The sequence below is a fragment of the Phosphitispora fastidiosa genome (assembly GCF_019008365.1).
GTDB lineage: Bacteria > Bacillota > Thermincolia > Thermincolales > UBA2595 > Phosphitispora > Phosphitispora fastidiosa.
In genome coordinates this window covers 21,064-32,162 of sequence record NZ_JAHHUL010000017.1, presented here as the reverse complement: position 1 = coordinate 32,162, position 11,099 = coordinate 21,064, and the positions used below count along the sequence as shown (strand labels likewise).

Genomic DNA, 11,099 nt, shown 5'->3' with positions numbered 1-11,099 from the left:
AGGTGTGAAGATTTGTCAGACCACTTTGCAACTGGATCGGAACTGCAGTTTGTTGTGTTTAGACTGGGAAATGAGGAATACGGTGTTCCCATTACCCAAGTGAAGGAAATCAATAGGTTAACAACTACGACTAAGGTGCCTAGGTCACCGGTATTTATTGAAGGGATTATTAATCTCAGGGGACAGATTATACCTATTATAGATATGAAAAAGAGGTTTGACCTGCCCTTGACGGAGTATACCGGAGATGCACGCATTATCGTAGTCCAGGTAGCAAACCATACTTTTGGTGTTGAGGTTGATTCAGTGTCTGAGGTTCTCAGGATAAATACCTCTGATATAGAACCCGCTCCCCATATAGTATGCGGCATTGACTCTCTGTACATCACAGGTGTTGCTAAGGTCGGTGAAAGACTTCTGATTCTTCTTGATCTAGACAAAATCTTAAGTGATGAAGAGAAGAAAATGCTTCAAGAGTTTGGGAGCGATTCTGCCTGAAAAGTGATTATCTGAAGCCCTGCTTATATTTGCAGGGTTTTATGTTTTTATGGAGAATGAATATATCCAGAACAAATATGGTAAATATTAATAGGGGCTGCTATGCCCGAATGCAATCCTGGCGCAGGGCGTGTATATTGGATGTTTCTTTGAAAGGAAGGTAAATTTGAGGTGATTAGCGGAACCGGTGTTGATATTATTGAGGTTTCCCGAATTCAGAAGGCCTTCAGGAATTCTGATAGATTTGGTCCCAGAGTTTTTACAGCAGTTGAACAAGAGTATTGTATGCGTAAAAAACACCCATGGCCATCACTGGCTGCCCGCTTTGCTGCCAAAGAAGCTGTCGCTAAGGCGATAGGCACTGGGATTGGCCGGGTTAGCTGGACCGATATTGAGATTGTTATCAACGGTGGAGGCAGACCTGAAGCCAGATTGAGCGGCGCTGCTCTGGAGACTGCCAGGGGGTTGGGGATCAGCGGTTTCCAAATATCCCTCAGTCATTGTAAGGAATATGCTGTGGCCTTTGTGGTCGCTCATGGACAGCCTTTGAACACCGGAGGCCGGGTCATTGAAGCCGATTATCAGTGAGGTGGCACAAGATGTATCTGTTAACAGCACAAGAGATGCAAAATCTCGACCGGACTGCCATTAACGAGTTGGGTATTCCGGGAGTTGTCCTGATGGAAAACGCGGGACTTCAAGTGGTTAAAGAGATTAAGGAAATGATAGGAGAACCCCGGGGTAAGGTCATAACTATTTTTGCCGGGAAGGGCAATAATGGCGGGGATGGGTTTGTTGTGGCCAGACACCTGCTGAATGCCGGGGCCGAAGTGAAGGTTCTGATGTTTGCGGATATTAAGGATATCACCGGTGATGCTAAAGTTAATCTGAACATTCTGCAGTCAATGGAATGTAACCCCTATCCGGTTATTAATCCGAACAGCCTGAATATAGTCAAGCTTTCAATGGTTTATACTGACTTGGTGGTAGATGCCATCTTTGGTACCGGCTTTAGCGGAGCGGTGCCAGAACATGTGGGGAAAATCATCGAAATAATAAATTCTTCGGGTAAACCGGTAATAGCTGTAGATATTCCATCAGGGCTGGAGGCCAATACCGGTCAGACGCACGGCCCCTGTATCAGGGCTTCCCGGACAGTTACCTTTGCCCAGGCAAAAATAGGACTGGTTATTCAGGAGGGGCCGGATTATACCGGAAAACTGACGACTGCTGATATTTCAATTCCGTCTTTTCTCTTGAAAAACCAAGCTGTCAGGAGGTTTATGACTACTCCCGAAATAGTCCGAAAGCTGATGCCCCAAAGGGCTGCCGATGGACATAAGGGAAGTTATGGAAAAATACTTCTGGTGGCTGGCTCCCAGGGCTTGTCCGGGGCTGCCGCTTTGGCGAGCATGGCTGCCCTTAAGGCTGGAGCAGGGTTGGTGACCTTGGCGGTTCCAGCGGGAATACACAGCCTGATGGAAGTTAAGTTGACTGAGGTGATGACCAAACCCCTTCCGGAAACAGGGGAAATGACTGTTAGCAGGGATGCGTCCGGAGCTGTGCTTGAAATGCTGGAGGCCGCGGATGTTCTGGCGCTTGGACCCGGGATATCGGCAAATGAGAGTACGGTTGAATTTGTGCGGGAGATTGTCCCCCAGTTGGAGAAACCGGTTATTATTGATGCTGACGGGCTGAATGCACTTGCCGGCAGTTCGGGCATCCTGGAGACATGTCAGGCAGTACCGGTGCTTACTCCACATCCTGGGGAAATGGCCAGACTGCTGGGGATAAAAACAGATCAAGTTCAGAACAATAGGGTTGAGGCCGCCCAGGAGGCTGCGGTCAGATGGAACGCCGTGATAGTACTGAAGGGTTTTCGCACAATCATTGCCGACCCGGAGGGCACAGTTTATGTTAACCCTACAGGGAATCCGGGAATGGCTTCCGGAGGAACAGGTGATATCCTTACCGGAGTTATTGCCGGACTTATCGGACAGGGATTGACTCCCCTTGAAGCTGCAGTTGCCGGAGTCTATTTCCACGGGCTTGCCGGAGACCTGGCAGCCAGGGAAAAAGGTATGGTTTCCCTGGTGGCGGGAGATGTGCTGGATTACCTGCCCCAGGCAATCAGGGTCACTATTTGCGAGGAGGTTTAATAGAATGATAGCAAAGGAAATTATGACTGCTGATGTCATCACGGTTTCTCCTGATGATACGGTAGAGGATGTTGTCAAGCTGCTGGTAAACAATAAAATAAGCGGGGTTCCGGTAGTGAATGCAGAGGCGGAGGTAATTGGGGTTGTCACTGAAGGTGACCTGCTGGCGCGTAGACAGGAGCTTCGTGTCCCATCCTATATCCAGATTCTTGGTGGAGTCATCTACCTGGACGATCCGGAAGAATTTAAGGATACTCTGAGGAAAGCAATTGCTGTAAAGGTTGAGGGAATGATGACAGAAGACCCGATTACAGTGGATGAGGATACGGCGGTGGAGGAGATTGCCACTATCATGGCCGATAATGGAATTAACAGGGTCCCGGTGACAAGAGATGGTAAACTGGTGGGTATTATCAGCAGGGCAGATATCATTAGGTCACTGTCTGTCAAAGACCCTTCACAGTAAAGACCTTTCATAAATAAGGAGGTTGACCGGTAAAGTGAGCCTGAGACCGGCTTGGGTGGAGGTAGACCTCTCCGCCATAGCACATAATATGAAAGAACTGCGCCGGACCGTTGCGTCTGATGCCAGGATAATGGCGGTGGTTAAAGCCAATGCCTACGGCCACGGAGCTGTTCCGGTGAGCAAAACTGTTCTGGAGAATGGCGCTGATTACCTGGGTGTAGCCATTCTTGATGAAGCCCGCGAATTGCGGGAGGCCGGCATCAGCGCTCCGATACTGATACTTGGCTATACCCCCGTTGAACAGGCAGAAGAAGCTGTCAGTCTTGGAGTTGCTCAGACGGTGTACAGCCGGGAAGGTGCGGAAGCCATATCGCAGGCCGCTGTAAAACTGGGGAAAAAGGCCAAAATTCACATCAAAGTGGATACCGGAATGGGCAGGCTGGGTTTTCCTGCCGGCGAGAGTTCTTCTGTTGATGAGATTATAAAGGCAGCTACCCTTCCGGGCATAGCACCGGAAGGGATTTTAACCCATTTTTCAGTGGCAGATACAGCAGACAAGGAATATACATACCGCCAATATGCACAGTTTTGTAAGGTTATTTCCCGGTTAAGAAACGAGGGTTTTCCGGAGGTTATCAAACATGCGGCCAACAGTGCAGCCATAATTGACCTGCCCGGTGTTCACCTGGACATGGTCCGGGCAGGAATCAGTGTTTACGGACTATATCCTTCACCAGAGGTGCAAAAAGAGAGTGTTGATCTTAAACCGGCGCTGAGCTTTAAGGCAAGAGCAGCCCATGTGAAAACAGTTCCGGCAGATACCAGTATCAGTTATGGCCGTACCTTTGTTACCAGGGATGAGATCAGGGCAGCTACTATACCGGTCGGTTATGCCGACGGGTACAGCAGGCTTTTCTCTAATAAGGCCTATGTTCTCGCTCGTGGTGTCAGGGTGCCTGTAATAGGTACAGTCTGTATGGACCAGTTTATTATTGATATCAGTGAAGTACCGGAAGTCCGGGCCGGAGATGTGGTTACCCTGATAGGCCGGGAAGGGGAGCAGAGTGTAACTGCAGATGAACTGGCTGATTTAATCGGCACCATTAATTATGAAATTGTCTGTATGATAAGTAACCGGGTACCACGGGTATATGTGGGATAAAAGCAAAATAATAGAGAGAACCCATAATAAGAGAACCCATAATAAGAGAACCCAGAGCAGGGGAAGATAGCGCTGGGTTCTCTTATTATGGAGTATTGTATCATTATTTTCCGTGAAAAAATGGAACACTGTTTTATCATAGAACATACGCAGGATTTGTCTGATTGACAGCGAAATATCAATAGTTAATAGTTGAAGACATAAATCGAGGTGCGGAAATGTATGGGTTAAGGATAATAATCGCAGATACAGATCCTGTATTCCGCAAATATTTAAAAGAAAAACTGCTTAATGCCGGCCATATGGTTATCGGGGAGGCAGCTGACGGCCGGAAGGCACTCCAGATGACTTTTAACACCCAGCCGGACCTGGTTATCCTTAATGCTCAGCTCCCGGAGCGAGATGGGCTGGAGACAGCCAAAATCATTGAGGAACACAAGGTTGCCCCGGTTCTCCTGGTGACCGAAATTGACCGGCAGGATGAGGTGATTCAGGCGCTGGAACACTGGAGCCTCTCCTATATTCTAAGGCCGGTTGAAGATACTAATCTTTTTCCGGCAATCGAAGTATGTGTGGCCACTTTCAAGAAAATCTGTCAGTATGAGGAGAAGACCCGTAAATTAAAACAGTCGGTGGAGACCCGTAAAATCGTGGAAAGGGCAAAAGGCCTGCTGATAGAATTTAAAGGAATGACTGAACAGCAGGCTTTTAAATATATACAAAAATTAAGTATGGATAAATGCATACCGATGCATAATGTGGCTAAACATTTAATCAAGGCACTGGAGACCAGAACGGTAACAGATGGGAGTGACTTATCTTGAGAACCTTTACCAAGGATGATGTACTTGAGCAGGCCCAGGAATATAATGTGAAGTTTATCCGGATGCAGTTTACCGACATTTTCGGGATTTTTAAAAACATTGCCATTACTGTAGAAGAACTTCCAAAAGCTATGGAAGGCAGAATCAGGTTTGACAGCTCGGTAATTGACGGCATGGTTGGCAACAGGGAGAGGGAAATCTGCCTGCATCCTGACCCGGCGAGTTTTGTTATATTTCCCTGGAGGCCCAGGGAAGGTGCAGTTGCCCGGCTGATATGTGATATCGTAAATCCTGACGGGACTGCCTATGAATGCTGCTGCCGAAATGTCCTCAAAAAGGTTGTCACAGAGGCAGAAGCAATGGATTTACGGATGATGGTTGGGGTGGAAACGGAATTTTTTCTGTTCCAGACAGATGACAGGAACAAACCCACGGTGTTAACCCACGACACTGCTGGCTATTGTGACCTTTCCCCGGTAGACCTGGGGGAAAATGCCCGCCGTGACATGGTCCTGACACTTGAGGAAATGGGTTTTGAGATAGGTTCATCACACCATGAGTTTGCTCCCGGCCAGCACGAAATATCCTTAAAAACCGATGATGCCCTGTCAATGGCAGACAAGCTGGTTACCTTCAGGTTTGTTGTCAGGACTATTGCCAGGAGGCATGGGCTGCATGCCTCCTTTATGCCCAAGCCGGATAACAATTTAAACGGCTCGGCCCTGCACATCTACCAGACCCTTTTCCAGGGCCTTGAGAACACATTTTATGACCCGCGGAACCCCGGACAGTTGAGTGATACGGCACGCCATTATGTAGGAGGCCTAATAAGTCATGCCCCTTCCTTTGCCGTATTGACCAACCCCATTGTAAATTCCTATAAGAGGCTGATACCGGGTGACCTCAGCCCATGTTATGTAGCCTGGTCAACCGAAAACCGCAACACGATAATCAGGGTTCCCGCCAACAGGGCGGAGGAAACACGAGTAGAACTGAGGAACCCTGATCCGGCATGCAATCCTTATCTGGTTTTGGCAGTGCTGCTTAAGTCTGGGCTGGCAGGGGTAAAAGCTAAGGTTCAGCCCTCCCGGCCGGTAAGTGACAACCTTTTTGCACTATCACCGGCAGAGTACCGGACCAGAGATGTTCTGACCATGCCGCAGAATCTTGAAAAGGCTGTTGACCTCTTAAAACAGGATGAGCTGATTATTAAAACTATAGGGGAAGAATTGACCCATAAGTATATAACGGCAAAACAGATGGAATGGCAGAGGTTCCAAAGTCATGTCCATTCGTGGGAACTGGAGGAATATTTACCATTGTTTTAAATAAGTTAAAAAAACAAACGAATATGTCTGTATATAGGAATAAGCCCTTAAGATATGACACAAAGTATTGAAATGATGCAAAAAAAGTATTGAAAATATTTGCTGTTTTGATATAATTGTGTATGTGAGTTAAATAAATGTGACTGTTTGACACGGCTTTTAATTTTCGCACCAACAGTAACAAGGGCAATGGCGTCCTCGAAAACAGGTTGTTAGCAGACCTGTTTTTGGGGATGCTTTTATTTATATCAAATAATTTTTCATTTAAAGGGGAGGAACACAAAGTGAGTATTGAAAGTTTTATGCAACAGGTTATTGCACGCAACCCCGGTGAAAAGGAGTTTCACCAGGCAGTGCACGAAGTCGTTACATCCCTGATGCCTTTTATTGAGGCCAATCCCAAGTATAAGGACGCCAAAGTCCTTGAAAGGATAGCAGAGCCGGAGCGGGTTATTATGTTCCGGGTACCCTGGGTTGACGATAAGGGTGAAGTGCAGATCAACCGCGGTTTCCGTATTCAGATGAACAGCGCTATTGGTCCTTTTAAAGGAGGCCTCCGTTTTCATCCTTCAGTAAACCTTGGCGTCCTGAAATTCCTTGCCTTTGAGCAGGTATTCAAGAACGCCCTGACTACCCTTCCCATGGGTGGCGGTAAAGGCGGGTCCGATTTTGACCCCAAAGGAAAGTCTGATAATGAAGTAATGCGTTTCTGTCAGTCATTTATGAATGAATTGTTCCGTTATATAGGAGCAGATACTGACGTGCCTGCCGGGGACATAGGTGTAGGAGGCCGCGAGATTGGATTTATGTTTGGCCAGTATAAGAAACTCCGCAATGAATTTACCGGAGTCCTCACCGGAAAAGGCCTTAGCTGGGGCGGCAGCCTGATTCGTCCGGAAGCCACCGGATACGGTGCCTGCTACTTTGCCGAGGAAATGCTGAAAACCCGCGGTGACTCCTTTGAGGGTAAAGTGGTAGCTATCTCCGGTTCCGGAAATGTATCCCAGTACGCTGCCCAGAAAGCAATGCAGCTGGGTGCAAAAGTGGTTACCATGTCAGATTCAAATGGGACTGTCTATGACCGGGACGGGCTAAATGAAGAGAAATTAGCTTTTATTCTGGAGCTGAAAAATGTAAAACGCGGCCGTATTAAAGAGTATGCAGAAAAATACGGGTGTGAGTATTATGAAAATATGCGTCCCTGGAATGTGCCTTGTGACATTGCCCTGCCCTGTGCTACTCAAAACGAACTCAATGGCGAAGAAGCTAAAGAACTCATTAAGAATGGATGTATTTGTGTTTCTGAAGGAGCCAATATGCCCAGTACCCCTGAAGCAGTGGATATTTTCCTTGACAGTAAGATTCTTTATGGCCCGGGCAAAGCAGCTAATGCCGGCGGAGTGGCCACCAGCGGTCTGGAAATGTCCCAGAACAGCCTGCGCCTGAGCTGGTCCCGTGAAGAGGTTGATCAAAAGCTCAATTGTATCATGGAAGCTATTCACAGCCAGTGTGTTGAGTATGGTAAGCAGGGCGATTTTGTCAACTACGTTAATGGCGCCAATATTGCCGGATTCGTTAAAGTTGCTGATGCCATGCTCGCTCATGGTATTGTATAAGATAAAGAGTTAACACATAATAGAATATATTATAATCAGGCAGCCTTTTTTTCATCAAAGGGGCTGCCTTGACTTATTTTTAGTGGATTTAAAGCATTACCGGCCATTTCAGAGAAACTACCATTTATGAAGGAATTCAAAATATAATGTAGAATTTTGTTAATAGTAAGAATTTTATTTCAGGTGGAGTTTTACTTCGTGCAGAAATCAGGTGAAAATCATGATGAGACTTGTACCAATAGAGATTGTCAGGCCTCCGGCTTACCTGGCCAGGTCAATATTTGACCGGGAAGGAAAAATCATACTTAATAAGGGGACTCCGCTGCACGGGCATTACCTGGAACGACTTAAAGAACTGGGGATAACGTCAGTATATGTTGAAGGTGGCAGCGCTTTTATGGAACTGGATGAAATGGCCATAGAAGGGACACGCATAGAAGCGGTTAAGCACATGAAGAAGGCGCTGTTGAAATTCAAATCTGGGGGAAACCCGGAACAAAGGAAACTAAGAGCGAAGGCCGGAGAATTATTTGATGAAATAATATTAAATAGATGTGTTATGGGACACCTTATTCATATCATGTCAATAAAAGACCACACTTTTGGACATTCCATAAATGTTTGTATCCTGTCTGCACTGACGGGGATATCTCTTGGTTATGTGAGGTCAAGGCTGCTGGAACTGGGAACTGCAGCTCTGCTTCATGATGTCGGCAAGGTCCTGGTAGTTGACCGTATTATTGGTAAACAGGAGGTACTGCCTGAAGAGGAGTACAAAATAGTTCAAAAACATGTTGCATACGGATATGAAGTGCTCAGCAGCACTGAAGACATAAGTCAGGCAGTAGCCGAGACTGCTCTTTATCACCATGAACGCTGCAGCGGAAGAGGTTATCCAAAGGGGCTGTCAGGGAATACTATCCCTGAATTTGCCAGGATTGTGGGGATTGCCGATGTTTATGATGCTCTCTGTGAAGACAGGCCGTACCGGTCTCGGTTAACACCGGGTGAAGTGATAAACATCATCAGGAACCTGCAAAAAGAAGAATTTGATCAGGATATAGCCGGTGTATTTGAAAGCAGTATCACTCCATATGCCTTGGGGAGCAGTGTTGTCCTGAATACAGGCTGTAGAGGGGTAGTTACATGCATAGCTGAGAATTACCCGGCCCAACCCCGTGTTCAGTTATTGTATGACGCAAAAGGGAGGTCCTTGCATGGGATACAGGTCATCGACCTCAGGAAAGAGCCCGGTACTTTTATTACGGGTGTGGCGGTGGAAAATTGATTATGATTTTTATAATGGACAATCGCGGTCTTAACAAGGAGCAGGGGATGTATGGAGAGATTCCGGGTAATCATAGCTGAAAGGGACAGCCAGGCAAGGAGAAAATTAGCTGACATTCTGAATCAGGCCGGTTATTTCGTGGTAGGTGAAGCTGAGGATGGCATATCGGCTTTGAAGATGATTAGAAGTACACAACCTGAACTGGTTTTGGCGGCGTCCAGCCTCCCGGGAATGAATGGTTTTGAACTTGCCAGGATTTTGGATGAGGGAAGGGTCTGTGCAGTTGTTCTGATGCTGGATTATGCTGTAAAGGAATATGCCAATAGGTCAGGTGACAACAGTCTGGTTCCGGTGGTCTTTAAACCTGTGGACGGGTTCCAGCTGTTATCAGTAATGGAATATGCCTATGCGGCATACCACCGGGTGGCAGATCTGGAGCGCGAGGTCAACCGACTGAAGCAGGACCTGGAGACGAGAAAGGTAGTTGCCAGGGCTAAGGGTATTCTGATGAAAACCCAGGGGCTCTCGGAACAGGATGCCTTTAGGAAAATACAGCAGCAGAGCATGAAAAAAAGAACCACCATGAGAAAGGTTGCTGAGGCTGTTGTTATGGCATATGAGGTATCGGCAGGCGACTGATGATTAGGAAAAAATAACTGCAAGGCTAATGCCTATTTAGGTATTGGCCTTTTTTAAAATAATTCTGCAACCTGAACACTTTTTGTGGTGTCTAATGGGTGATTAACAGGAGGGCCCACTTTTATGCTGAATGAGACAGAGCTGATACGAAGGCTGATTGAAGGAGAGGAATCTGCATCCCGGGAACTCGTTTTATGTTTCGGTGACAGGCTGCTCCGGGCAGCTTACGGGATAACCGGTGACCTGCAGACAGCAGAGGAAGTGGTTCAGGATACTTTTCTGAAAACATGCCGCGGGCTCAGTTCCTTTAAAGGGAATTCGTCACTGGAAACCTGGATGTTCCGGATAATGATAAATACTGCAAGAAACAGGATGCGCAGCAGTTGGATAAAACGTGTTACAATTATTGACCATGTGCAGGCCTCCAGTGTGCCTGCTCCTGAAGGGTATAATCCGGAGCATGAATTGCTGCAGCGTGAAAGGAGACAGGAAGTAATCCAGTGTCTCCGGGAACTGCCCCTGAAATACCGTGAGGTTATGGTGCTTTACTACCTTGAGGACCTTAGTGTTGAGAAAATAAGCCAGGTCCTGGGACATCCTTCCGGGACGGTGAAGAGCCAATTGTCACGGGGCAGGGACAGGATGAAACAGCTTTTGGAAATTCGGGAGGTCTACTGAAATGGTTGAAAAAATAGAAATAAATAATCCGGGTAATAGTACCGGTAAATACTTGGATACTGATATGGGCATAGATTCGGATAATGCAATCAGAAGGTATCTAATGGAAGGCATGCAGGATGTAAACCTGCCGGAAGCCCGGAAGCTTATTCTCCAACAGGAAGTGTACACAGAAACAACCAGATGCCGGGATGGTATTGTCAGGCGGGCACGGCAGCAGGTGCATGATTTTATGGAAACAACCTTTGAAATTTCCCTGACCCCTCTAGTGACAGCACTGGGAGTACTGGTGGTGGGCGTAACTACTCTGAGCTATGGATATCTTGTTTTACCTTCCGAAACAAAGCTCAGGGACCCGGTTGGATATATTCAGCAGACATCAGTTAAACCCGATGGAAGTGCCCACATCTTATTTTTACCTGTAGACAGGAGGGGTTGAGA

Annotated in this window: 12 protein-coding genes; all 12 read left to right on the top strand. The window is 47.0% G+C overall.

Translation table 11 applies throughout. The annotated features are described in order from the left end of the window. The first annotated feature begins 12 nt into the window (after window positions 1-12). The 12 genes from Ga0451573_RS14425 (at window position 13) to Ga0451573_RS14370 (ending at window position 11,097) form a co-directional block, all read left to right on the top strand. Entirely contained in the window at window positions 13-498 is a 486-nt protein-coding gene (locus Ga0451573_RS14425) for a chemotaxis protein CheW (protein ID WP_231684841.1), read from the top strand. 171 nt (window positions 499-669) lie between these two features. Continuing rightward, window positions 670-1,086: a holo-ACP synthase gene (gene acpS / locus Ga0451573_RS14420; RefSeq protein ID WP_231684840.1), complete on the top strand. Its 417-nt coding sequence runs from the start codon at window positions 670-672 to the stop codon at window positions 1,084-1,086. An 11-nt stretch (window positions 1,087-1,097) separates the two neighbouring features. Next, window positions 1,098-2,657 carry an NAD(P)H-hydrate dehydratase gene (locus Ga0451573_RS14415; RefSeq protein WP_231684839.1) on the top strand — a complete coding sequence of 520 codons (1,560 nt, stop codon included), beginning with the start codon at window positions 1,098-1,100 and terminating at the stop codon, window positions 2,655-2,657. A gap of 4 nt (window positions 2,658-2,661) precedes the next feature. Next, window positions 2,662-3,123: a CBS domain-containing protein gene (locus tag Ga0451573_RS14410; protein WP_231684838.1), complete on the top strand. Its 462-nt coding sequence runs from the start codon at window positions 2,662-2,664 to the stop codon at window positions 3,121-3,123. Window positions 3,124-3,145: 22 nt separating this feature from the next. Next, complete coding sequence (alr, locus tag Ga0451573_RS14405; protein ID WP_269438304.1) at window positions 3,146-4,285, top strand: alanine racemase; 1,140 nt, start codon at window positions 3,146-3,148, stop codon at window positions 4,283-4,285. 218 nt (window positions 4,286-4,503) lie between these two features. Beyond that, window positions 4,504-5,109, top strand: coding sequence for an ANTAR domain-containing response regulator (locus tag Ga0451573_RS14400; protein ID WP_231684837.1), 606 nt, complete (start codon window positions 4,504-4,506; stop codon window positions 5,107-5,109). Next, a complete protein-coding gene (locus tag Ga0451573_RS14395) occupies window positions 5,106-6,437 on the top strand; it encodes a glutamine synthetase family protein (protein WP_231684836.1) in 1,332 nt (443 codons plus the stop codon). The genes Ga0451573_RS14400 and Ga0451573_RS14395 overlap by 4 nt, the downstream gene beginning before the upstream one ends. 233 nt (window positions 6,438-6,670) lie before the next feature. Beyond that, on the top strand, window positions 6,671-8,053 hold the full coding sequence (gdhA, locus tag Ga0451573_RS14390; protein ID WP_435052291.1) for an NADP-specific glutamate dehydrogenase: 1,383 nt from the start codon (window positions 6,671-6,673) through the stop codon (window positions 8,051-8,053). A 220-nt stretch (window positions 8,054-8,273) separates the two neighbouring features. Continuing rightward, on the top strand, window positions 8,274-9,341 hold the full coding sequence (locus tag Ga0451573_RS14385) for an HD-GYP domain-containing protein (protein ID WP_231684835.1): 1,068 nt from the start codon (window positions 8,274-8,276) through the stop codon (window positions 9,339-9,341). A 51-nt stretch (window positions 9,342-9,392) separates the two neighbouring features. After that, on the top strand, window positions 9,393-9,980 hold the full coding sequence (locus Ga0451573_RS14380) for an ANTAR domain-containing response regulator (RefSeq protein WP_231684834.1): 588 nt from the start codon (window positions 9,393-9,395) through the stop codon (window positions 9,978-9,980). Between the two features lie 123 nt (window positions 9,981-10,103). Next, window positions 10,104-10,658: an RNA polymerase sigma factor gene (locus Ga0451573_RS14375; RefSeq protein ID WP_231684833.1), complete on the top strand. Its 555-nt coding sequence runs from the start codon at window positions 10,104-10,106 to the stop codon at window positions 10,656-10,658. Window position 10,659: 1 nt separating this feature from the next. After that, complete coding sequence (locus tag Ga0451573_RS14370; protein WP_231684832.1) at window positions 10,660-11,097, top strand: hypothetical protein; 438 nt, start codon at window positions 10,660-10,662, stop codon at window positions 11,095-11,097. Window positions 11,098-11,099: the final 2 nt, after the last annotated feature.

Excerpts from the sequence above, each read along its gene's own strand:
- Ga0451573_RS14415 (WP_231684839.1), top strand. The coding sequence starts at position 1,098 with ATGTATCTGTTAACAGCACAAGAGATGCAAAATCTCGACCGGACTGCC.
- Ga0451573_RS14410 (WP_231684838.1), top strand. The coding sequence starts at position 2,662 with ATGATAGCAAAGGAAATTATGACTGCTGATGTCATCACGGTTTCTCCT.
- Ga0451573_RS14400 (WP_231684837.1), top strand. The coding sequence starts at position 4,504 with ATGTATGGGTTAAGGATAATAATCGCAGATACAGATCCTGTATTCCGC.
- gdhA (WP_435052291.1), top strand. The coding sequence starts at position 6,671 with ATGCTTTTATTTATATCAAATAATTTTTCATTTAAAGGGGAGGAACAC.
- Ga0451573_RS14385 (WP_231684835.1), top strand. The coding sequence starts at position 8,274 with ATGATGAGACTTGTACCAATAGAGATTGTCAGGCCTCCGGCTTACCTG.
- Ga0451573_RS14380 (WP_231684834.1), top strand. The coding sequence starts at position 9,393 with ATGGAGAGATTCCGGGTAATCATAGCTGAAAGGGACAGCCAGGCAAGG.
- Ga0451573_RS14375 (WP_231684833.1), top strand. The coding sequence starts at position 10,104 with ATGCTGAATGAGACAGAGCTGATACGAAGGCTGATTGAAGGAGAGGAA.
- Ga0451573_RS14370 (WP_231684832.1), top strand. The coding sequence starts at position 10,660 with ATGGTTGAAAAAATAGAAATAAATAATCCGGGTAATAGTACCGGTAAA.